This is a genomic window from Clavibacter davisi, from assembly GCF_052751415.1.
The window spans coordinates 661,625-683,496 of record NZ_CP199882.1; the positions used below are offsets into that span (position 1 = coordinate 661,625).

The window sequence follows — 21,872 nt, forward strand, 5'->3', positions numbered from 1 at the left end:
GTGGACGTGCGGCGGCGCGTCAGCCGACCGGCGGCTGGATGAGGTCCCACGGAGCGCCGTGCGGGTCCTCGAAGATCGCGACGGTGCCGTACGGCTCGTGGCGCGGATCCTCGCGGAACACGACGCCGTGGGCGAGCATCCGGGCATGCCGGGCGGCGAAGTCGTCGGTCTCGAGGAAGGACGCGACGTCGTCGCACGCCTGCCGCCCCACCGGCGCGGCGTCGCCGGCGAGCGCCAGGATGAGGCCCGCGCCCGGTCCCTCGGGGCCCACGACCACCCGGCGCCAGCCGTCCGGCGCCGTCTCGTCCTGGCGCACGACGAAGCCCAGCGCGTCGACGAGGAACGCGAGCGCCTCGTCGTGGTCGCGGACGAGGTAGGTGACGTTCTGCAGCCGGATCATGCGAGAACCGCATCCAGCCGCATGCCAGCATGGGCCATGCGCATCGCCGACTTCCCCGTGCCCGACACGGGCGCCGCCCGCGGTGCCCTCGAGCTCGCGACCTCGTACCAGTCCGCCGCGATCACGGCCCACGGGATCCGCTCGTGGCTCTTCGCGGAGGCGTTCGCGGTGGTCGAGGGGCTGACGGGCGTCGACCACGAGATCCTGTACGTGTCCGCGGTGCTGCATGACATCGGCACGGTCACCGAGTTCGACAACCACACCGTCTCCTACGAGCACGCGGGCGGCCACGTCGCCGTCGCGCTCACCACGGGCGCCGGCTGGCCCGCCCCGCGCCGGCAGCGCGTGCTCGACGCGATCGTGCGGCACAACTGGCCGCAGGTGGATCCGGCGCTCGACGTCGAGGGGCACCTCCTGGAGGTCGCGACCGGCCTCGACATCTCCGGCGCCCGGCCCGACGCGCTGCCCGAGGGGTTCCTCGGCGAGGTGCTCGCGGCGCACCCGCGGGGAGCGCTCGCCGCGGAGTTCGGCGCCTGCGTCGTCGACCAGGCCGAGCGCAAGCCCGACACGGCCGCCCGCCGCCTCGTGGACGGCGGGCTCGTGCGGAAGCTCGCGGAGAACCCGTTGGAGCGCCTCGCGTGAGCTGACCCGATGGCTGCGGCTCGCGTCCGGCGCTCCAGCCGGCGGGGTCAGGGCGCGGTGGGAGCGAGGCCCGACAGGAGCGGGAACGCCGGGAACGCGCACGTGGGCGCGGCGCCCGCGCTCGCCGAGGCGGTGACGTGCACGTCCGCCCGCTTTGAGGTGAGCGCGGAACCGCCGAAGGTCGCGCCGGCCGTGGCGATGTCCGCGAAGGCGGCCGTGACGGCGGGCGCATCCACGGCGACGCGGGAGAGCGAGACGCCGAGCCGGTGGGCGTCGTCGTACCCGGCGAGCGTCGACACGGCCTTGGCCGGGGAGTCGACGGCGCGGAGGCCGTCGACCACGATGCCGCTGAACGACGGGATCGCGCTGCCGCTGCCGCCCGCGTAGTGCGTGTCGAACAGCACGGGAGCCAGGGTGCGGCTGAGGCAGACGTCGCGGTAGGTCACGCCCGTGACCGGGCCGCCCACCTGCGGGTTGCTCTTGATGCGCACCCCGGCGCTGGACGGGCTCGCAGTGCCGTAGGCGTCCGCGCCGGAGACCGTGGATCCGGTGACGAGCACGTCGCTCACACCGGAGGTCACCTCGCTGCCGATGGAGATGCCGTGCGTGCCGTAGAAGTGGCTGTCGATGATGCTGATGTGGCTCGACGCGTGCGTGCCGCCCTTGATGGCGATGCCGTCGTCGCCGTCCGAGACGTACGAGTGGGCGATGGTCACGTCCGTCGCGCCCGCCGGGTCGATGCCGTCCGTGTTGCGCGCGGTGGCGGGCGTCTGGATGCGCACGCCCCAGGCCGTGAAGCCGGTGGCGTCGTGGAAGGACACGTGGAACATGGCGGCGTCGACGAGGTCGATGTCGTGGAGCGTGAAGTCGTCGGCGCCGGTGGCCTGGATCAGCCGCGGCTCGTTCTGCGAGCCGCCCGCGCGAGCCTGGTCGGAGAGCTGCCACCAGGTCGTCGTGCCGCCGAGGATCGCGTGGTCCCCGCGGCCGTCGATGCGGCCGCGCCGGGCGTCGAGGCCGCCGCGGGACGCGACGCCCGAGTGCGGGTCGGTGGCGGTGATGAGCGCGGCGCAGCCCTTGCCGGATCCGCCGATGGTGCCGCAGGTCGGTCCCTTGGGGATCTGGTAGTCGGCCGGGTTCCGCGATCCGAAGAGCGTGACCGCGGGATCCAGCACCAGCGTCTCGCCCTGCCGGAGCTGCAGCGGCCCGCTGAGGAAGCTCGCGCCCCGGCTCGAGGAGGCCAGCCGCACGGCCACGACGGCGGTGCCGGACTGGGCGCAGGAGTCGAGCGCGGCCTGGATGCGGGCGGTGTCGGGCGCCTGCGCCTCGTCGGCGGCGGATGCGGAGCGGTCCGGCATGTCGAGCTGCGCGCTGACGGTGGCGCACGTGGTGGCCGGGTCGACGGGCTCGGTGACGGTGCGGCGGTCGCCCGTCCCGCCGACGGCCGCGGCCCGCGAGGTCGCGGCAGCGGGCGGATGGGCGGCCTTCGGATGGGCGGCCAGGGCGGCGGGCCCGGCGAGCGTCACCGCCGCGAGCGTGCCGGCCACGACGGCGGTGAGGGTGAGTGTGCGGGCAGCGGTGCGTGATGGCACGTGGTTCCTCTCGAGGGCAGACCCGCTCGGCGCACGGCGTGCGTCCTCCCGGATGTGCGGGTCGCGGGAAGAGTAGGGGCGCCACGCGACCCGCCGTGCGCCCTCTCCCCGATCCGCGACGGCCGAGCGGCGACCGCTCGCGCGCATCACCTCGGCGCGGACAGGAACCAGACCACGCACGTGACGATGACCACGAGCCACGTGGCCTGGTACCAGACGTGCGGATGCGTCCGCAGGCGCGGGGCGGTGATCGCCGCGCGAGGGCTCCCGACCCCGTCCTCGGCGTCCGCGGTCTCGCGCATCGGCGACCCGCGCCAGCGTCCCCAGCGGGCGACCTTCTCCTCCACGGCCTCGACCGTCTCCATCAGGCGCTCCCAGGCCGCCGGGTCGGTCGTGATGATCCCGCCGGGGGAGTACAGGAAGAGGTGGTCGTCGACGATCTCGACATCGAGCCCCGCGGCCGTGTCGATGAAGCGGGCCATCACGTCGGGGGTGAAGAGGTAGAGCGCGTCCCGTTCCGCGCCGACCGGGCAGTAGAGCGTGAAGTGGCGGTCGAAGTCGCCCTCCAGGGAGACCCGCTGATGCCGGCCCACCGCCTCCGGCAGATCGGAGTGGAACAGCGAGTTGTTGCGGCGGGAGTCGAGCACGATGTGGGGCAGCGGCACCGGGAGGCGCATCATCACGTACCCCCAGCGGTGCACGCGGGCGGCGAGGAACGGCAGCTTCCGCCGCTGGTGGTCGCCGATGTCGAGGGTCGGGCCCGAGCGCCGCTCGAACCGGTCGCGGATCTCCGACTCGCCCCAGGACGAGCGCGCGAAGATCATGCCCGGGTAGTCCGGGCTGTGCCGGGTGATGTCGTACCAGAAGCCGTTCGCGTCGGCGAAGCCCTTGAGCCGGCAGCGGCGCCGGTCCGAGGTGCGGAAGAAGGGCAGCACGCGCTTCAGGTGCAGGCCGATGAAGAGCGACCCGAGGATCCACGCCGGCGGGGCCTTCGCGTGGGACCCCTCGCTTGCGGTGATCGACATGACCGACGCGATCCACAGCACCGGGAGCACGGCGTAGTAGAGGCTGCGCAGGTCGGGCAGGCGCTTCCTCTCGGGGTACCGCCGCCGGAGCTGCTCGCGAGCCTGCCTGTCGACGCGGGCGGTCAGGGGCCGCGTGTCGAGTCGCATCCGATGATGGTAGGGCGGTGGGGCCTGTCGCCGATCGAGGTGTCCCGGCTGCACGCGCCCCGCACCCGGCATCTCAGGATCGCGCCCATGGGGGAGGCGAGCCCTACGTGAGGCGCAGGACGACGACGATGATGGCGATCGCGATGATCGCGATCTGCCACCAGTGCAGGTGCGTCGTGAGGCGCCCCCGCGTCGCCACATGGCGAGGTGAGTGACGCGCACCGCTCGCGACGCCCGCGGCGGCCGTCTCCTCGGCCGGGGTCGCATCGCGCCAACGGCTCCATCGCGCCACTTTCTCCTGCACCGCGTCCACGGTGACCATGAGCGCCTCCCATGCGGCGGGATCCGTGGTGACGAGGCCGCCGGGGGAGTACATCAGCAGGTACTCGTCGATGATCTCCACGTCGAGCCCGGACGCGGTGTCGATGAAGCGCGCCATGACGTCCGGCGTGAAGAGGTACAGCGCGTCCCGCTCGTAGCCGCGCGGGCAGTAGAGGGTGAAGTGGCGATCGAAGTCACCCTCGAGGGAGACGCGCTGGTCACGGTCCAGAGCGTCGGGCAGCCCGGGGTGCCAGAGCGAGTCGTTGCTGCGCGAGTCGAGCACGATGTGGGGGAGTCGCGTGGGCAGGGGGATCATCACGTATCCCCAGCGGTGCGTCGGCTCGATGCGCTGGTTGCTCCTCTTCCAGGAGTAGTCGCCGAGGTCGAACGGGCGTCCGTCCCGACGGAGGAACCGGTCGTGGACGCGGTGCTCGTAGGGGAAGGGTCGCGCCAGCACCATCCCCGGGTAGCGCGGTGGCCGCGACACGGGCCAGTAGGTGAGCCCGTTCGCCTCCGCGAAGCGGTGCAACCGGTACTGCCGCACCCCGGAGCGCTTGCGCAGCGCACGCGCCGCGATCGTCGCTCCGATGAGGACGGGGAGGAGCGGGATGCCGACGATCGGGAGCGCCCGCGTCCAATTGCCGGCGTCGATCCCCAGGAGCATCGTCACGACCAACAAGAGGGGCCACCCGGCGAGCCGGAGGAAGTCGAGCACGGTGTCGCTGAGGAGCGGGATGGCGCCCTCCGGCAGGGTGCGCCGGTACTCCCGCACCGCGCGACGATCGACCCGCTCGGTCAGTGGGCGCGTATCGAGTGGCACCCGCCGATGGTAGGGCGGCGGCGCGGCGCGCGCGGGGACCGTCCCCGCGCGCGCCGGACGGATCACCCGATCAGCGACGGCCGCAGGTCGCGCAGCGTGCGGTGCGACGTGATGCGGATCGCGCCGGCCAGCGCCACCGCGAGTCCCGCGACCAGCCAGAGCGCGAGCACGCCGGCGTCCTGGGCGGCGTGCCCGAGGTCGCCGCCGTACATGAGCTGGCGGAGGGCATCCACCGCGAAGCTCATGGGCAGCACGTGGTGCAGCGCGGCGAGCGGGCCGGGCAGGGTCTGCCAGGGGAACGTGCCGCCCGCGGTGACGAGCTGCACGACCATGAGCACGAGGCCGAGGAACTGGCCGACGCTGCCGAGCAGCACGTTGAGCGCGAGGATGATCGCCGCGAACGTGATGGAGGCGAGCACCATCGTCCCGTACATGGCGAGGGGGTGGGCGATGTGGAAGCCGAGCGCCCCGGCGACGATCGCGTAGAGGCCGGCCATCTGCACGACGCCGAGGAGCGCGGGCGTCAGCCAGCCGGCGAGCGTGATCCGCAGCGGCGCCTTGCGGGCCGTGATCGCCCGGCGCGACAGCGGCTTCACGATGAGGAACAGGGCGTAGATGCCGATCCACGCGGCGAGGCTGATGAAGAACGGCGCGAGCCCGGCGCCGTACTCGCCGGCCTGGGTCACGGCGTCCTGGCGGAGGGCGACCGGGTCGCCGATCGTGTCGGCCTGCGCGTCGCGCTGGGCCTCGGTGGAGGCGGGGATCTGGTCGAGCCCGGAGTCGAGGCCGTCGCGCAGCTTCACGGTGCCGTCCTGCAGCGTGCCGAGCCCGGACGCGAGCGAGGTCGCGCCGTCGGACGCGGAGTGCGCGCCGGTCGCGAGGGTCGCGCTGCCGTCGGCGGCCTTCGCGATGCCCGACGCGAGCGCGGGGGAGGCCTTCGCGAGCGCATCCGCGCCCGTCGCGACCTGCGAGCTGCCGGACGCGAGCGTGCCGGCGCCGGTCGCGAGGGAGGCGGATCCGGTCTGCAGCTTGGCCGCGCCATCGGCCACCTGGGCGCTGCCCTGGGCGACCTGCTCGCTGCCGGCGGCGAGGGTCTGGAGCCGGGTGTTGAGGCCGTCGGCCTTCGCGGCGGCGCCCGTGATGTCGGTGCCCAGCACGTCGAGCTTCGCCAGGGCCGCGTCGATGTCGGCCTGCGGGATGCCCGCCTTGGCCATGCGGTCCTGGATGGCCGTCCGGAGCGCCGGCACCCTTCCGGCGAGCTGGTCCACGCTCGTGGTGGCGGTGGATCCGAGGGTCGCGATCTGCGCGTTGCCGTCGGCCACCTGGCGCGCGCCCGCCGCCGTCTGCTGCGCGCCCGGCGTGAGCGCCGCCGCGCCGGTCGACAGCTCGGTCGCGCCGGAGGAGAGCGTGGCCGCACCCGACGCGACCTGGTCGGCACCCGTCGCGAGCTTCTGGGTCTGCGCGGGGAGCTGCGCCGTCCCCGTGCGGAGCTGGCCGAGGCCGGAGGAGAGCGTGTCGGCACCGGTCGCGAGCTTCGCGTTGCCGTCCGCCAGCGAATCGGCGCCGGAGCGCGCGGACGCGGATCCGTCGACGAGCTGCTGCGCGCCGGACGCCGCGTCTCCGAGGCTGGAGCGCACGTCCGCGAGACCGAGGAGGAGCTTGCCCGCGGCCTCGGTGCCGACGCGCGAGGCGACCGACTTCGTGATCCGCGCGCCGGCCTGCTGCGCGATCGTGGTGGCGAGGTAGCTGTTGGCGTCGTCGGTGGCCATGACCACGCGGGCCTGCTGCGGGTCCGTGCCCGACGCCGAGCTCAGCGCGGCGGAGAAGCCGGACGGGATCGTCAGCGTGAAGTCGTACGTGCCGTCCTCGAGCCCGGTGCGCGCCTCGGCGGAGGAGACCTCGTGCCAGTCGAAGGACGCGTCGTCGAGCACGTCCTTCGCGACGTCGGATCCGTAGTCGACCGGCTTCCCGTCGACCGTGGCGCCCTGGTCGGCCACGACGAGCGCGGCGGGGACCCTGTCGAGGCTGCTGTACGGATCCTGGTTCGCCCAGAGGTACAGGCCGCCGTAGAGCACGGGCACCAGCACGAGCGCGACGAGCGCGATCTTGGACATGGTGGTGGCGGTGAGGCGCGTCAGCTCGGCGCGCACCAGGGGGAGGAGTCTCATCGGGTCTGCGTTCCGTCGATCGAGGGGGTGGGTTCGGGGGTGGCGGGCGCGGCGCTCGCGTCGTCGGCGGGGAGCGCGGCGATCGCCTCGGCGGCGGCCTCGCTCGTGACGACGAGGACGCCGGTGCCGGAGCGGGCGAGGTCGCGGAGGACGCGCATCCACTCGCCGACCGCGCCGCCGTGCCGCTCGGGCGAGGTGACGACGACGGCCTCGACGCCCGCGCGGCTGGCGGCGAGCGTCGTGAGGAGGCGGATGCGGGCGACCGCGGGGACCGCGGAGAAGGGGGCGCGGGCGAGGTCGGCGAGGCCTTGATCGTCGAGGATGACGCCCACCTCGTGCCGGCCGGAGCGGTGCCCGGCGAGGGCGAGCTCCTCGGCGACGACCGCGCGGAGCGACACGTCGTCGGCGGGCTCGTTGATCCGCGGGGTGTCGACGAGCGCGACCCGCTCGGCGATCCGCGCGGCCACGTCCTTGGCGTCGGCGCCGGCGTCGGTGCCGGCGGTGCCGTCGCCGTCCAGCGCGAGCGCGCCGCCGTCGATCCGCATCCGGCCGGACGCGACGAGCGACAGCACGGTGGGCCGCAGCTCGGTCTCGGCGACGGCGACCACGGGCTCCGGGCCGCCGTAGGAGAGGGAGATCGCGGGCAGGGCGGGTGCGGGGCCGTCTCCGACGCGCGCGTCGGTCAGGGTGACGATCACGAGGCGGCTCCCGCGGTGGGCGCGGGGGCGACGGGCACGGGGGCGGCTGCTGCGGGGGCGATGGGCGCGGGCGCCTCGGCGGCGCGCGGCGCGACCTCGCGCAGCTCGGGCGTCGCGGCGATCAGCTCGCCCGCCGCCCGCCAGTCGAGTCCGCACAGCGCGAGCGAGGTGAGGATCACGAGGGTGTGGCCCTCCGCGCGGCCGATGTCGCTGCGCGTCGCCTCGTCGAGCACCGCGAGCGCGCCGCCCTCGATCAGGCGCGCGAGCGTCGGCGCGGGGATGTCGCCGCGCAGCTCGTCCGCGGCGATGCCGCGCTCGACGACCCGCAGCAGCTCGGCGCGCAGCGGCGCCAGCTCGCCGCCCACCTCGCGGGCGAGCGGCCCGCGCACGGCGACCCGCGCCATCACGCGCACCTGCTCGACCTCGGCCCAGAGGCGCGCGCCGATGAGGGCGACGTGGATCCGGCTGTCGTCGTGCGTGATGCCGGCCAGCGCCTCGACGATGCGCCGGGCGCCGCGCTGCACCACCTCTCGGACGAGGTCGTCGCGGGTGGCGAAGTGCCCGTAGACGGCGCGGCGGCTCAGACCGGCGGTGGTGGCGATGGTCTCGAGGGAGGCGTCCGGGTCGCGGTCGAGCGCGACGACGGCCGCGTCCACGAGGGCCTGGCGGTTCGTCGCGGCGTCCTTGCGGGGCGCGCGGGCGGAGGCGAGGGAGGTCATGCGACCAGGCTAGCTATCTTGCACAGTCGTGTGCAAGTTGCTGAGCGCACTCACGGTCTCGGGAGTCGACGCCCGCGCCTCCCGTGCCGGCGTCAGCTCCGGAGGGTCTCGCTGGGGAGCTCGCCGAAGGCCGAGGCGTACGACGCCGCGAACCTGCCGAGGTGCGCGAAGCCCCACTGCTCGGCGACGCTGCGGACGGTCGTGGTGGCGGGCGTCGCGTCCAGGAGCTCGGCGCGCACCCGGCGGAGGCGGATCCCGCGCAGGTACTCCGTGGGCGTCTGGCCGTGGTGGCGGCGGAGCGCGAGCTGGAGGACGCGCGTCGAGATGCCGGCAGCGGCCGCGGCCTCGGCGGGCGTGATCGGCAGGTGCGCGTTGTGGTGCAGGTACTCCACGGCGACGCGGATGTGCGCCATGCGCGGTGCGCGCAGCTCGGACGGGAGCTCCACGTCGTCCCACGGGAAGAGGCGGAGGGTCGCGCGCGCCATCGCCAGGTCGGCCTCGAGGCGCATCAGCGGGGACGCGTCGGGATCCGTGATGACGGGGGCGGCGGCGGCCACGGCACGGCGCCAGACGGCGGCCGTCTCGGCGGTCGGCACGCTGCGGTGCTCGAAGAGGAGCGGACGGGCGGGGCCGTGGTGGAACTCGGTCGCGGTCTCCTCGAGGAACGCCGCGTCCAGGTGCACGCAGTTCTGGCGGGTCGAGCTCGCCTGGTACTGGAACGGGCGGCCGGTGGGGAAGAGGAACGGGAGCTGGCCCTGGGAGGAGACGGCGCGGGATCCGCGGTCGACGGTGATCTGCCCCTCGAGGAACCAGGTGACCACGTGTTCGGGCCGCTGCGGGCTCTCGGCCCACTGCGTGCCCGCGATGCGCGAGGTGCGGAGGGTCACGCGCTCGCTGCCGAGGACGGCGTAGCGGTAGGAGAAGGAGTTCGTGCGGCGGTCGCGGGCGAACCGGATCCCCTCGAGAACGGGCCCGAAGCTCGCGGTGGCCTCGTCGATGTCGGCGCCCGCCATGACGGCGCGGACGAACGGGTCCGGCTCGGCGTCGGCGGGGGAGCGGTCGGGGGCCTCGCGGAGGTCGACGGGGGCGGCTGCGGCGGCGTCGTCGGCTGCGGAGTCGATCATCGCGGTGGCCGCGGCGACGACCGCAGCGGCGTCGACGGCGTCCGTCGCCACCGGCGTCGCGAGGGCGTCATCGACCGTAGCGGTCTGCGGCGTGCGCGGGCGGCGCGAGGGATCCCTCGTTCCGGTGGGTGTCAGCGTGGTCGTCATGGTCCCCGATGTCTCTGGGTGTCGTTCGTCTCCACCCTCCCGCTCATCTTGCATGGCGCTCCTGCGGGGAGGGGCCTCCGCGGCTCGGGAGGCGTCCTGTGGTTCGGCACGGGCCCATGGGAGAGCGGGTGCGCGCTCCGCGGCTATCCGCTGAGCGAACGCGTGTCCCCCGGACGGTGGTCATGCCGTGGACCCGCGTGCGCGGGATCCGCACGGCGCCGGCCCGTAGGCTCGTCCCGCGCGCGACCCCTGCGCCCCGACTCCCGAGAGGCGCCGCATGACGAGCGACCGGTCCCTGGCCTTCATCCTGCTGCGCTCGTGCCTCGTGATGGTGGCGCTCGGCGTCGTCACCGTGCAGACCGGCGGCGGCCTCGGGGTGGTGGGCGTCGTGGCCTTCGTGCTGGCCGCGGGCCTCGGCGGCGGGGCGACCTTCTACTGGCGGCGGCACCTCGCGGCGAAGCGGCGCGACCCGTTCAGCTGACCGTGGACGTGAGCGTCGAGGAGCCGTCCGGGAGGCGTCGCACCTCGATCCGGTCGGCGACGCGCTGCTTGAGCTCCTCCACGTGGCTGACGATGCCGACCGTGCGGCCGTCGGAGGAGAGGCGCCCGAGCTCGGACATGACGGCGTCGAGCGTCTCCGGATCCAGCGTGCCGAATCCCTCGTCGACGAACAGCGTCCCGAGCTGGAGCCCGCCCGCCTCGGCCTGCACGACGTCGGCGAGGCCGAGCGCGAGGCTGAGCGACGCGTAGAAGGTCTCGCCGCCGGAGAAGCTCGCGGGCTCGCGCACGCGGTCGGTGACGTGGTCGCGGATCTGCAGTGCCAGGCCCGTCTTCCGCGATCTGCTCGTCGCCTCCCGCTCCTCGCTCACCTCCAGCTCGTAGCGGCCGCTCGACATGATCCGCAGGCGCGCGTTCGCCGCCTGCACCACGTCCTCGAAGCGGCGGAGCAGCACGTACGTGCCGAGCGTGAGGCCGCGGGTGTTCTCGGGTGTGGTGGCGTTCGCGACCTCGGACATGCGGATGGCGGCGCGCGCCTCCTCGCCCGCCTGCGCGCTCGCGCGGCGCGCGACGTCGTGCCGGGCGAGGGCGGCGGCGCTCCGGTCGGCGCGATCGCGGGCGCGGGCGGCGCGCTCGGCGGTGGCGCGGGCGGCGGCCTCGGCGGCGTCCGCGGCGGTGCGGGCGGCGGCCGGATCCGCGTCCTCGGCGCCCGTGAGCGTCGCGACCTCCGGATCCACCAGGCCCGCCGCGACCACCGCCTGCTCCCGCTCGTGCGCGGCGACCCGCTGCGCGAGCGCCGGGAGCTCGGCCGGCGGCAGGGCGGCGGCGCGGGCGTCGTCCTCCGACGCGAACGACCGGGCGGCGAGGGCGTCGGCGAGCTCCGCGGCGCGTGCCTCCGCGTCGGCGGCCGTGCGCGCGCGGTCGGCCGCGAGCGCGAGGAGCCGTTCGACGAGGGCGCGCTCGTCGGCGCGGTCGGCGACGAGGGCGGCGACGCGCGGGGTGGCGGAGGCGTCGGCGTCGGCGTCGCCGTCGCCGGGCCCGTCGGCGTCGGCGGTGCGGGCGGCGTCGGCGGGTGCGATCCCGGGGTCGACGCCGGCCGCGCGCAGCGCCGCGCGCACCGCCTCCGTGTCCTCCGCGAGCCGCTCGCGCGCCCGGCTCACGCGCTCGCGGAGACCCGAGAGCGCGGCGCGCGCGTCCTCTCGGCGGACGCGGATCCGCTCCGTGTCGGCGTCGTGGGCCGCGAGCCGCGCCTCGGCCTCCCGCAGCGCGCCGCCCGCGGCCTCCGCCTCGGCGAGGCGCGCGGTGCGGTCGGCGACCTCGTGCTCCGCCTCCTCGCGCGTGACGCCGTCCAGCTCGGCGGCCATGGCCTCGCGCCGCGCCGTCTCCGCGGCCAGCGCCGCCGCGGCCTCGGCCTGCGCGCGCCCGGCCCGCTCGCGCGCGTCGGCGGCGGCGTCGATCTCGTCGTCGTCCGGGTGCCCGGGGGCGCTCGGGGCGGGGAGCGGGTGCTCCGTGGATCCGCACACCGGGCACGGCGCGCCCGCCACCAGCTCGCGCGCCAGCTCGCCCGCGAGCCCGCGGACCTTGCGCTGGCGCAGCTCCGCCTCGTGCCGCACGGCATCGCCCGCGGCGGCCGAGCTCGTGTCCAGCGCGGCCCGGGCCGCCGTGATCCGCGCGTCCTGCGCGACGAGCGCCGCGGCCTTCCGTCGGGTGGCCTCCGCGTCGGCGACCGCAGCGCGCGCCGCCTCGATGCCGCCCGCCGCTCCGGCCGCGGCATCGCGCGCCTCGACCAGCGGGATCCGCGCGGCCGGCCGCTCCTCGAGCGTCTCCTCGGCCGCGGCGGCCTCCGCCTCGCGCGCGGCGACGGCGGCCTCGGCGGCGCGCACCTCGGACCGTCGACCGGGCAGGCCGCGCTCGCGCGCCTCGGCGTCGGCGAGGGTCGCGAGCTCCGCGACCAGGGCGTCACGTCGCGCGGAGAGGTCGGTCGCGGGAGCGTCCGCGAGCGTCGGCCGCGCCTCCCGGCACGCCGTCCGCGCCGCGTCCTCGGCGGTGCGCGCCCGCTCCCCGGCCGCCTCGGCGCGGTCGCGCGCGGCCAGCGGCCCGACGACCGCCTCCGCCCGCCGCGCCTCCTCCAGCCGCGCCGCGAGCCGCGCGACCTCGTCGGCCTCGGTGCGCAGCGCCTCCGCGCGCGCCATGAGCGAGCGGCGCCGCTCGAGCGCCCGGGTGATCCGCTCCGCCTCCGCGAGCGCCGCCGCCGTCCGGCGCCGCGCGGCCTCGTCCTCCTCGCGCGCCGCGTCCGCCGCATCTGCCAGCTCGGCCAGGAGCCGCACGGTGTCGGCCGCGTCGTCGACCGCGAGCGCCTCCACGCGCGTCGCCTCGCGGAGGCCCGTGAGCGCCTCCGCCACCTTCGCGTCCGCCGCGTCGGTGCGCGCCTTCGCGGCCGTCCGCATCTCGGCGAGCTGCTTCGCGGTGACGTCGTAGACGGCCGTGCCGAACAGCGACTGCAGCACCAGCCGCCGCTGCTCGCCCGTCGAGCGCAGGAACTCCGCGAACTCGCCCTGCGGCAGCACGACGGTCTGCACGAACTGCGCGCGCGTGAGCCCCACGATGCGCGCGATCTCCGTGCCCACCTCCTGCGTGCTGGTGCCGAGCACCTCGCCCGCGTCGGCCTCGGGCGACGACAGCCGGAACAGCTTCGCGGTCGCGTTCTGGTTCGTGGTCCCCGTGCCGCGCGCCTTCGGGCGCTGGTGCTGCGGGCTCCGGCGCACCCGGTGGATGCCCGCGGCCGTCTCGAACACGAGCTCCACGTACGGCTCCACGCCCGGCGCCGCGTGGTGGCTGTGCAGGCGGTCGCGGCTCGACCCCTCGCTCGCGAGCGACCCGTAGAGCGCGAACACGATCGCGTCGATGAGCGTCGACTTGCCGGATCCGGTGGGCCCCTCCAGGAGGAACAGCCCCGACCTCCCGAGCTCGGCCACGTCGATGACGTGCTCGCCGGCGAACGGACCGATGGCGCGCAGGGTGAGGCGGTGCAGGTCCATCAGGCGCTCCGGTCCGCGGCGAGGGCCTGCTCGTACGCTTGGCGGAGGACGAGCGCCTCGGCGTCGGTGGGCGGCGCGCCCGTCGCGTGCTCCACGAAGTCGGCGGCGACCTCGAGCGGATCCGTCGTGGCGTCCACCACCCGCGACCGCACGCCCTCGACGCGCCCCTCCGGCTCGTGCAGCACCACGAGCGCGTGCGGCAGCGCCTCCCGCACACGCGCCACGAGGTGGGCCGGATGCACCGGATCCGTCACGTGCACCCGCAGCCACGCGTCGGCGAGGTCGGCGTGCCTGCCGTCCGTGATCTCCGCGAGCGTGCCCGTGACCTCGTCGAGCCGCCGCGGCACGGGGGCGTCGATCAGCTCGACCGTCGTGGACCCGTCGGCCCGCAGCTCGACGAGCGCGCTCGACTTGCGCTGCATCCGCTCCCCGAAGGAGAAGGCGAGCGGCGAGCCGGAGTATCGGATGACGGGCCGTGCCGATCCCGCCGCCCGCACCTCCTGCGCCCCGTGCAGGTGCCCGAGCGCCACGTAGTCCGCGCCCCGGAACACCGACGCCGGCACCTGGTCGAACCCGGCCACGCGGATGTCCCGCTCGCTCTCGCTGGGCGCCGCGCCCGTGACGAAGGCGTGCGCGACCACGACCACGCGCGCCTCCGGTCGTCCGGCGGCGTCGGCGCGCACCCGGTCCATCGCCGCGCCCAGCACGGCCTCGTGCGAGCGCGGCAGGGGAGGGGCGCCGGCGGCGGCGAGCGACGCGCGCACGGCATCCGGATCCAGGTACGGCACCCCGTAGAACGCCACCGGCCCGTCGGCGTCCTCCACCACGACGGGCCGATCCAGCGTCTCGACCGAGGCCAGGATGTGCAGGCCGTCGCGCAGCAGCCCCGACGCGAACCCGAGGCGCGCGGCCGAGTCGTGGTTGCCGGGCGTGACGATGACGGTGGCGTGCGCGCTCAGCCGCGCGAGCGCGTCGCCGAGCAGCGTGACGCTCGGCACGCCCGGCACCGCGCGGTCGTAGACGTCGCCGGCGACGAGCACCACGTCCACCGGCCGCTCCTCCACGAGTGAGACCAGGTGGTCGAGGAACGCGGCGTGATGCGCGTGCAGGTCCTCGCCGTGGAGGGTGCGCCCGAGGTGCCAGTCGCTCGTGTGGAGGATGCGCACGCGGGTCCTTCCGTGGGGCTGCCGGCGGTGCCCGTCACGCTACCGGAGGGCGCCGACACGGCCGGGCCGCCCGGGCGGCTGCCGCAGGAGGACCGGCCGGACCGCCTTGGTAGGATCGAGTGTGACTGGAGAGAACCTGCTCGGCGTCCCCGAGACGCGCCTGGCCGACGAGCCCGAGGTCGCCGCCCGCATCGCGAACGCCGACGGCGATCACGACACGCTCGGCGCCATCGCGGCCGACCACCCGCAGTCGTCGCTCGTCTGGGCGCTGCTCGCCGACTCCGCGTACGTGCAGGGCGACCGCATCGCCTCCTACGCGTTCGCGCGCGTCGGCTACCACCGCGGGCTCGACTCGCTGCGCAAGTCCGGCTGGAAGGGCCAGGGCCCCGTGCCGTGGAGCCACGAGCCGAACCGCGGCGTCCTCCGCTCCCTCTACGCGCTGCGTCGCGCGGCCGCCGCCATCGGCGAGGAGGACGAGGTCTCGCGCCTCAGCGCCTTCCTGCGCGACGCGGATCCCACGGCCGCCGGCCACATCGAGGCCGCGACCGCCGGGGCGCTCCCGCCCACGGAGGCCATCGTCATCCGCGGCCAGGACTGACCCGCCCGCTCCGCGCAGCACCCCGCACCGCAGCTCCGCCCGCACCACCGCACGCCACCCGATCCACCCCGACCGACCCGCCCCGACGAGGAGTGAGCCATGCCCGCAGTAGTGATCATCGGAGCCCAGTGGGGGGACGAGGGCAAGGGACGCGCGACCGACCTCCTCGGCAGCCGCGTCGACTACGTCGTGAAGTTCAACGGCGGCAACAACGCCGGCCACACGGTCGTCGTCGGCGACGAGAAGTACGCGCTGCACCTGCTGCCGTCGGGCATCCTCACGCCGGGCGTCGTGCCCGTCATCGGCAACGGCGTCGTCGTCGACATCGAGGTGCTGTTCCACGAGCTCGACGCACTCGCCGCCCGCGGCGTGGACGTCTCGCGCCTCCGCGTCAGCGCGAACGCGCACGTCATCACGCACTACCACCGCACCATCGACAAGGTCACGGAGCGCTTCCTCGGCAAGCGCCAGATCGGCACCACCGGCCGCGGCATCGGGCCTACGTACGCCGACAAGATCAACCGCGTCGGCATCCGGATCCAGGACCTCTTCGACGAGAACATCCTGCGCCAGAAGGTGGAGGCGGCCCTCGACGCCAAGAACCACATGCTCGTCAAGATCTACAACCGCCGCGCCATCTCGGCCGACGAGATCGTGGAGAGCCTGCTCTCCTACGTCGAGCGCCTGCGGCCCATGGTCGGCGACGCGTCGCTCGAGCTGAACGCCGCGCTGGACGAGGGCAAGACCGTGCTCTTCGAGGCCGGCCAGGCCACCATGCTCGACATCGACCACGGCACGTACCCGTTCGTCACGTCCTCCAGCGCCACGTCCGGCGGCGCGGCCACGGGCTCGGGGGTCGCGCCGAATCGGCTCGAGCGGATCATCGCGGTCGTCAAGGCGTACACGACCCGCGTCGGCGCCGGCCCGTTCCCCACCGAGCTGCACGACGCGTCGGGCGAGTACCTGCGCGCCAAGGGCTTCGAGTTCGGCACCACCACCGGCCGCCCGCGCCGCTGCGGCTGGTACGACGCGCCCATCGCGCGCTACACGGCGCGCATCAACGGCGTCACCGACTTCGTGCTCACCAAGCTCGACGTGCTCTCGGGCCTCGCGACCATCCCGGTCTGCGTCGCCTACGACGTCGACGGCGTGCGCCACGACGAGGTGCCCGTCTCGCAGTCCGACTTCCACCACGCCACGCCCGTCTACGAGGAGCTGCCGGGCTGGCAGGAGGACATCACGGGCTGCCGCACCTTCGCCGACCTGCCGAAGAACGCGCAGGACTACGTGATGGCCATCGAGCGCATGAGCGGCGCCCGCATCTCGGCCGTCGGCGTGGGCCCGGAGCGCGAGCAGGTCGTCGTGCTGCACGACCTCCTCGAGGCCTGACCCTGATCCACGACGGCTGGGCCGACGACGCCCGCCTCGGCACGGACGCCGCCGACCTCGCGCGCTTCCTCAGCCGGGCCGACGCGCGCACCATGAACCGCGAGCGACTCCAGGCGGATCTCGACATGGGCCAGGAGCAGTACGTGGCGGCGTGGCGCGAGCTGCACCGCTTCGGCTACGTGTCGTCGGCGGAGCTGCGGCGGCTGGTCGTCGAGCGGTAGGACGCCCCGAGGCTCGCGCGCGCATCAGGTCAGACCCGATCGATCGACCAGGATAGTTGGCGATCGACTACGATCCTGGGCATGCAACTGCAGCATCCGTTCCGCACGATCACTCCCACGATCGATGGAGACGTCCTCCGCGTGCTCGCCCGGTCGGACTCGTGGTTCACGGTCGCGCGGATCCGCAGCCTCGCGGGCTCGGGATCGCCCGAGGGCATCCGCCGGGTCCTGCGCCGGCTGGCGGAGCAAGGCGTGGTCGACACCCAGTCGGCCGGGAAGGCCGTGCTGCACAAGCTGAACCGGGACCATCTCGCAGCTCCGGCGATCCTGGAGCTCGCGCGTCTCGATCGGGAGCTCCACGACCGCATCCGGGCCTCCCTCGCGGCCTTCCGCGTCGCACCCCTGTTCGCCGTCCTCTTCGGCTCGGGGGCGCGGCTCTCCATGCGGCTCGACAGCGACCTCGACCTGCTGCTCGTCCGGGATCGGCCCGCCTCCGACGAATGGTCCGACGACGTCTCGGAGCTCGCACGCCGGATCCATCGGTGGACGGGAAACGATCCACGGATCATCGAGTACGGTCGCGACGACATCCGCGGGGCGGCCGCGGAGGAGCCGCTGCTCAGGTCGATCGCCGACGAGGGGATCGTGTTGACGGGAAGCGCGGCGGGCTTCCGCAAGGAGGTCGGAGCGGCATGACACCGGCTCGCGAAGCAGGGCGGACCGAAGCGGACGGTCGATTCCGCAAGGCGAGGCAGTTCGCGGACGCCGCGGAGCTGTTCGCGGACGCGGCCTCCGACGACGCCGACGAGTTCGGCGACGCCTACGTCACCCTCGCGGTGCATTCCGGCATCGCCTCCGGGGACGTCATCTCGATCGTCGCGAGCGGTGAGTACTCCCCGACGGGCAACCACCAGGAGTCGGTGGCGATGCTCCGCCGGGCGGACCCGGATGCGGCCAAGCACCTCGAGAGGCTGCTCGCTCTGAAGACCAAGGCGGGCTACGCGCATCGCCCCGTCTCCTCGGACGACGTGGCCAGGGCGCGTCGCGCACACGAGGCGCTGCTGGAGATCGCGTCCGCGGTGGTGGCTGGATAGCGCTGCACGACTCGCGGCTCGCGGCTCGCGCAGCAGGTGGTGTCACGGCGGCTGGTCGTCGAGCGGTAGGACGCCCCCGATCGGGCTATTCCGTTGCGCTGTATATCGTCCGACTGTACAGTCGGACGATATGAGGAGGGCGCGATGACGAGGGACCCGCTGCTGCCGCTCACCGAGACGGTGGCCTGCATCCTGCTCGCCCTGCGCGAGCCGGCGCACGGGTACGCGATCATGGCGCGCGTCGAGGAGATGAGCGAGGGCGCGGTGCGCCTCGCGCCGGGGACGCTCTACGGCGCCCTCGACACGCTCGTGAAGCAGCGGCTCATCACCCGGGTGGCGAGCGAGGATCCGCGGCGCAAGGTGTACCTCATCACCGACCGGGGATCCGAGGTGCTCGCGCAGGACGCCGAGCGCATGGCCCACCTCGTGCGGCTGCACGACCGCGGCCGGGGGAGCAGGGAGGGATGACCATGGTGATCAGGTTCTTCGTCGACTTCGACGAGGAGGAGCGCTGGCTCGACCGGATGGCGGCCGAGGGGCGGCTGATGCGGAGGCGCGGGTTCGTCTACACGTCGACGGACATCGAGCCCGGATCCGCCGTCGTGCGGATCGACTACCGGCCGAGCATGACGGCGGCCGACTTCGCCGACTACGTGCAGCTCTTCGCCGACGCGGGCTGGAGGCACATCAGCGGCAGCCGCAGGAGCGGCACGCAGCACTTCGCGTCCACGACGGCGGATGCGGACGCCGAGATCTTCTCCGACGCCCGGTCGCGGGCCGAGCGGTACAAGCGCGCGCTCGACGTGAACGCGGCGGTGCTCCTGCCGCTGCTGGTGGTGGTGTTCGTCCTCGCCGCGACGGAGGGATCCGGCGTCCGCGCGATCCTGCGCCCGGACGAGTGGTACCTGACGCCCGGCCTCTGGGAGATGGAGGGGTGGCGGTTCGCCGGCGCGTTCCTGTTCGAGTCGGTGTTCGTGGCGATGCGGGTGGGACTGCCGCTGCTCCTCGTGGTCGGGTGCGTCGTGATGCTCGTGACGGCGGTGCGGCAGGGGATCCTCTATCGGCGCGCGGTCGCGGCGGCGGCGGAGGCGTAGGTCCCACCGTCCTCCACGGCCAGGCCCGGCGTCGCGCCGACTCCGTCGCGGCGGCGGTATGGTCATCCCGAACACGGGAGTCCGGTAGGCCGGGCTGAGAGGAAGACCACCAGTCTTCGACCGTAAGAACCTGATCTGGATCATGCCAGCGCAGGGAGGCATCTCTTGAGGGACCGCGCATCCGCGCGCGTCCCACCCGTGCATCCGCGACCACGGAAGGCACGCGCGTGACCAGCACCGCATCCCCCACCACCCGCCTCGAGGCGGCGCCCACCCCCGAGGAGTTCGGCGTCGGCGCCCGGCTCAGCCTCGCCGTCATGCGCGACGACTTCGTCGACGTGATCCTCGGCGCGCTCGCCGCGACGCCCGCCGACGGCCTCGTCGTCGAGACCGACGACGTGAGCACGTTCGTCGGCGGGTCCGAGCAGGACATCGTCCGCTGGCTCGTCGCCCTGCTCGCGCACGCCGCCGGATCCGGCGCGCACGTGCAGGCGACCATCGCGTTCTCGCGGGGCTGCCCGGGCGAGGTCGCGTGCGGCACGGGCGTCGTGCGCGTCGGCGAGGTGCCGGCGGCGGACGCCACCGGGATCGCCGCGTCCGCGCAGTGGGCGCTGTACCCGCTGTCCGACGCGGCCTCGGCGGATCACATGAAGGACATCCACGCGGCCATCGACCACGCCCGCACGGTCGGCACCTTCGCCGGGTCGCAGCACTTCGTGACGGCGCTCCGCGGCGACCTCGCCGACGTGATCACCACGGCCGCCGCCGGCTGGGTGCTCGTGGGCCGCTCGGTGGCGCACGTCACCAGCCACCTCACCGTCTCGTTGAACAGCCCGAGCCGGACGGCCGGCGCATGAGCGCGCCCGTCGAGGCGCGGGATCCGCGTCCCACCGCCCCGCGCCGCGCGCGCTGGGACCTCCGCGACATCGTGCTGCTCGTCACGCTGGGCGTGGTCTTCGGCTTCCTCTACTGGGTGCTCGTGCAGGGCTGGACCGCGCTGTCGGTCGCGGCCGGGCCGCTCGGCGACCTGACCCAGCACGTGCTGCTCGGCGGCTGGCTGCTCGTCGCGCCCATCGCGATCGCCGTCATCCGGCGGCCGTTCGCGGGCGTCGCGGCGGAGGTGATCGCGTCGGTCATCGAGGTCGTGTTCCTCGGGTCGGCCGTGGGGCCGATCCTCTTCGTGTCGGCGGCGATCCAGGGCGCGGGCAGCGAGATCCCGTTCGCGGCCGGACGCTACCGCCGCTACGGCTGGCTGCACTACGCGGTCTCGGGCGGTCTCGGCGCGCTGCTCGTCTTCTTCTTCTCGGCGTTCCGCTCCGACTGGTACGGCACCGAACTGTTCTGGGTGCGGCTCGTGATCCAGGTGGCTTCCGGCGTCGTGCTCGGCGGCCTGCTGGCGAAGGTGATCGTCGACGCGCTGGTCCGCACGGGCGCGGTCGACGACTTCGCCGTCGGCCGGACGTAGGGGTGACGGACGCGCGAGGCCCCGTCGTCGCGCTCGACGGGGTGGGCGTCGCGTTCCGCTCGCGGGAGGTGCTGCGGGACGTGACCTGCCGGATCGGGGCGGGGGAGCGGATCCTCGTGATCGGCCCGTCCGGATCCGGCAAGTCGACCCTGCTGCACGTCGTCACCGGCGTGGTGCCGCACTCCGTGCACGCGACCATGACGGGGAGCGCGACCGTCGCGGGGCTCGTGGACGCGCCCGTGCTCGACCGGGTGCGGCACGTGGGCTTCGTGGCGCAGGATCCGTCGGCCGCCGTCGTGCTGCCCACGGTCGAGCAGGACGTGGCGCTCGTGCTCGAGAACCACGGCGTGGATCCGGCGGAGGTCGACGCCCGCATCGACGAGGCGCTCGAGGCCGTGGGCGCCGGCCACCTCCGGCACCGGGAGACGGACCGGCTGAGCGGGGGAGAAGCGCAGCGCGTCGCCATCGCGGCCGCGCTCGCCGCCCGGCCCGCGCTCCTCGTGCTCGACGAGCCGACCGCGATGCTCGACGCCGCGGGCGTGCGCGCCGTGCGGGACGCGATCGCGCGGCTGCCGGCGGAGGTCGCCGTGCTGATGGTGGAGCACCGGCTCGACGCGCTCGGGCCGGAGGGGCTGCCGGCGCGGACCATCGCGCTGGATCCCGCCGGCCGGCTCCTCGCCGACGGCCCCACCCACGAGGTGCTGCGGGAGCACGCGGCGGCGCTCGCCGAGTCCGGCTGCTGGGTGCCGGGGTGGGCGGCGGACGCGCACACGCCGGTCCCGCGCGCGTTCGCGGCCCCCGCGGCGGAGCCGGTGCTGCGTGCCGTCGGGCTCGCCGTGCACCCGGCGGCCGTGCGGCCGCGTCGCTTCCGCCGCGCGCCGGATCCGCTCCCGCCCGTGCTCGCGGGCGTCGACCTGGCGCTCCGGCCGGGCGAGCTGGTGGCGCTCATCGGGGCGAACGGATCCGGCAAGTCGACCCTGCTGCGGACCCTCGCCGGGCTCGTTCCCCCGGTCGCCGGGAGTGTCGCGGGGGCGCGGCCCGGCATGGTGTTCCAGGATCCGGCGCACCAGTTCGTGGCCGCCAGCGTGCGCGACGAGATCGCCGTCGGCCTCGCGGACGACGACCCGCGCATCGACGACGCGCTCCGCCGCCACCGCCTCGAGCACGTGCGGGACGCGTCGCCGCACCGGCTGTCGGGCGGGGAGAAGCGGCGGCTGAGCCTCGCCGCGATGCTCGTGCACGACCGGCCGGTGCTCCTCGCGGACGAGCCCACCTTCGGGCTCGACCGCCGCGATGCCGAGGCGGCCATGGGGGCGCTCGCCGATGCGTCGCGCACGCGCGCGGTCGTGTTCTCCAGCCACGACCTCGCGCTCATCGGGCGTCACGCCACGCGGGCCGTGGTGCTCGGGCGCGGCACGGTGATCCACGACGGCGGGGTGGACGCGCTCGTCGCGTCGCCGGCCCTCCTCGTCGCGGGCGGGATCGCGTGAGCGGCCCGGTCGTCAGCGG

The 21,872-nt window shown here is 74.8% G+C and carries 22 protein-coding genes and 1 riboswitch; of the genes, 12 read left to right on the plus strand and 10 right to left on the minus strand.

Annotated elements, in window-relative coordinates; genetic code table 11:
- Nucleotides 1-19: 19 nt before the first annotated feature.
- Nucleotides 20-400 carry a VOC family protein gene (locus ACU4ZT_RS03300; protein ID WP_445337889.1) on the minus strand — a complete coding sequence of 127 codons (381 nt, stop codon included), beginning with the start codon at nt 398-400 and terminating at the stop codon, nt 20-22.
- Nucleotides 401-421: 21 nt separating this feature from the next.
- Here ACU4ZT_RS03300 and ACU4ZT_RS03305 point away from each other — a divergent pair, with 21 nt between their 5' ends.
- A complete protein-coding gene (locus ACU4ZT_RS03305; protein ID WP_414748367.1) occupies nt 422-1,042 on the plus strand; it encodes an HD domain-containing protein in 621 nt (206 codons plus the stop codon).
- A gap of 47 nt (nt 1,043-1,089) precedes the next feature.
- Here ACU4ZT_RS03305 and ACU4ZT_RS03310 read toward each other — a convergent pair whose 3' ends face one another.
- From ACU4ZT_RS03310 to ACU4ZT_RS03340, 7 genes are all read right to left on the minus strand, one after another.
- The gene (locus ACU4ZT_RS03310) at nt 1,090-2,631 is read right to left on the minus strand and encodes a glycoside hydrolase family 28 protein (RefSeq protein ID WP_270980102.1); all 1,542 of its coding nucleotides are present in this window, start codon (nt 2,629-2,631) and stop codon (nt 1,090-1,092) included.
- Between the two features lie 146 nt (nt 2,632-2,777).
- Nucleotides 2,778-3,803: a hypothetical protein gene (locus ACU4ZT_RS03315; RefSeq protein WP_414748365.1), complete on the minus strand. Its 1,026-nt coding sequence runs from the start codon at nt 3,801-3,803 to the stop codon at nt 2,778-2,780.
- Nucleotides 3,804-3,906: 103 nt separating this feature from the next.
- The gene (locus ACU4ZT_RS03320; protein ID WP_445337892.1) at nt 3,907-4,944 is read right to left on the minus strand and encodes a hypothetical protein; all 1,038 of its coding nucleotides are present in this window, start codon (nt 4,942-4,944) and stop codon (nt 3,907-3,909) included.
- Between the two features lie 62 nt (nt 4,945-5,006).
- On the minus strand, nt 5,007-7,112 hold the full coding sequence (locus ACU4ZT_RS03325; RefSeq protein WP_445337893.1) for a YhgE/Pip family protein: 2,106 nt from the start codon (nt 7,110-7,112) through the stop codon (nt 5,007-5,009).
- A complete protein-coding gene (locus tag ACU4ZT_RS03330; protein WP_445337895.1) occupies nt 7,109-7,810 on the minus strand; it encodes a hypothetical protein in 702 nt (233 codons plus the stop codon). The genes ACU4ZT_RS03325 and ACU4ZT_RS03330 overlap by 4 nt, the downstream gene beginning before the upstream one ends.
- Complete coding sequence (locus ACU4ZT_RS03335) at nt 7,807-8,529, minus strand: TetR/AcrR family transcriptional regulator (RefSeq protein WP_445337897.1); 723 nt, start codon at nt 8,527-8,529, stop codon at nt 7,807-7,809. Before ACU4ZT_RS03335 ends, ACU4ZT_RS03330 begins: the two co-directional genes overlap by 4 nt.
- 92 nt (nt 8,530-8,621) lie before the next feature.
- Nucleotides 8,622-9,800, minus strand: a complete 1,179-nt coding sequence (locus ACU4ZT_RS03340) for an AraC family transcriptional regulator (protein ID WP_063072323.1) — start codon at nt 9,798-9,800, stop codon at nt 8,622-8,624.
- Nucleotides 9,801-10,077: 277 nt separating this feature from the next.
- On the opposite strand from ACU4ZT_RS03340, the gene ACU4ZT_RS03345 reads away from it, so the two are divergent.
- Nucleotides 10,078-10,281 (plus strand): hypothetical protein, encoded by a 204-nt coding sequence (locus ACU4ZT_RS03345; RefSeq protein WP_011931895.1) that lies wholly within the window; start codon nt 10,078-10,080, stop codon nt 10,279-10,281.
- On the opposite strand, the gene ACU4ZT_RS03350 is transcribed toward ACU4ZT_RS03345, so the two are convergent.
- Together ACU4ZT_RS03350 and ACU4ZT_RS03355 are read right to left on the minus strand one after the other, a co-directional pair.
- Nucleotides 10,274-13,336, minus strand: a complete 3,063-nt coding sequence (locus tag ACU4ZT_RS03350) for an AAA family ATPase (RefSeq protein WP_445337899.1) — start codon at nt 13,334-13,336, stop codon at nt 10,274-10,276. The genes ACU4ZT_RS03345 and ACU4ZT_RS03350 overlap by 8 nt on opposite strands.
- Nucleotides 13,336-14,502 (minus strand): exonuclease SbcCD subunit D, encoded by a 1,167-nt coding sequence (locus ACU4ZT_RS03355; RefSeq protein ID WP_445337901.1) that lies wholly within the window; start codon nt 14,500-14,502, stop codon nt 13,336-13,338. Before ACU4ZT_RS03355 ends, ACU4ZT_RS03350 begins: the two co-directional genes overlap by 1 nt.
- A gap of 121 nt (nt 14,503-14,623) precedes the next feature.
- Between ACU4ZT_RS03355 and ACU4ZT_RS03360 the strand changes: the two genes are divergently transcribed.
- The 10 genes from ACU4ZT_RS03360 to ACU4ZT_RS03405 all read left to right on the plus strand — a co-directional run bounded on the left by ACU4ZT_RS03360 (nt 14,624) and on the right by ACU4ZT_RS03405 (nt 21,853).
- Nucleotides 14,624-15,100 (plus strand): DUF3151 domain-containing protein, encoded by a 477-nt coding sequence (locus ACU4ZT_RS03360; protein ID WP_063070118.1) that lies wholly within the window; start codon nt 14,624-14,626, stop codon nt 15,098-15,100.
- A gap of 99 nt (nt 15,101-15,199) precedes the next feature.
- Complete coding sequence (locus tag ACU4ZT_RS03365; RefSeq protein ID WP_063070119.1) at nt 15,200-16,489, plus strand: adenylosuccinate synthase; 1,290 nt, start codon at nt 15,200-15,202, stop codon at nt 16,487-16,489.
- A 92-nt stretch (nt 16,490-16,581) separates the two neighbouring features.
- The gene (locus tag ACU4ZT_RS03370; RefSeq protein WP_011931910.1) at nt 16,582-16,710 is read left to right on the plus strand and encodes a hypothetical protein; all 129 of its coding nucleotides are present in this window, start codon (nt 16,582-16,584) and stop codon (nt 16,708-16,710) included.
- An 81-nt stretch (nt 16,711-16,791) separates the two neighbouring features.
- Nucleotides 16,792-17,406, plus strand: a complete 615-nt coding sequence (locus tag ACU4ZT_RS03375; protein ID WP_270980083.1) for a hypothetical protein — start codon at nt 16,792-16,794, stop codon at nt 17,404-17,406.
- Nucleotides 17,403-17,804, plus strand: coding sequence for a hypothetical protein (locus ACU4ZT_RS03380; protein WP_270980082.1), 402 nt, complete (start codon nt 17,403-17,405; stop codon nt 17,802-17,804). Before ACU4ZT_RS03375 ends, ACU4ZT_RS03380 begins: the two co-directional genes overlap by 4 nt.
- A 144-nt stretch (nt 17,805-17,948) precedes the next feature.
- A complete protein-coding gene (locus tag ACU4ZT_RS03385) occupies nt 17,949-18,272 on the plus strand; it encodes a PadR family transcriptional regulator (protein ID WP_063070122.1) in 324 nt (107 codons plus the stop codon).
- Complete coding sequence (locus ACU4ZT_RS03390) at nt 18,269-18,898, plus strand: DUF2812 domain-containing protein (RefSeq protein ID WP_270980080.1); 630 nt, start codon at nt 18,269-18,271, stop codon at nt 18,896-18,898. The genes ACU4ZT_RS03385 and ACU4ZT_RS03390 overlap by 4 nt, the downstream gene beginning before the upstream one ends.
- A gap of 62 nt (nt 18,899-18,960) precedes the next feature.
- A riboswitch (TPP riboswitch) is annotated at nt 18,961-19,069 on the plus strand.
- Nucleotides 19,070-19,125: 56 nt separating this feature from the next.
- Nucleotides 19,126-19,755 carry a YkoF family thiamine/hydroxymethylpyrimidine-binding protein gene (locus tag ACU4ZT_RS03395; protein ID WP_063070124.1) on the plus strand — a complete coding sequence of 210 codons (630 nt, stop codon included), beginning with the start codon at nt 19,126-19,128 and terminating at the stop codon, nt 19,753-19,755.
- Nucleotides 19,752-20,363 (plus strand): ECF transporter S component, encoded by a 612-nt coding sequence (locus tag ACU4ZT_RS03400; protein WP_270980076.1) that lies wholly within the window; start codon nt 19,752-19,754, stop codon nt 20,361-20,363. Before ACU4ZT_RS03395 ends, ACU4ZT_RS03400 begins: the two co-directional genes overlap by 4 nt.
- A 2-nt stretch (nt 20,364-20,365) precedes the next feature.
- Entirely contained in the window at nt 20,366-21,853 is a 1,488-nt protein-coding gene (locus ACU4ZT_RS03405) for an ABC transporter ATP-binding protein (protein ID WP_414748355.1), read from the plus strand.
- Nucleotides 21,854-21,872 lie beyond the last annotated feature (19 nt).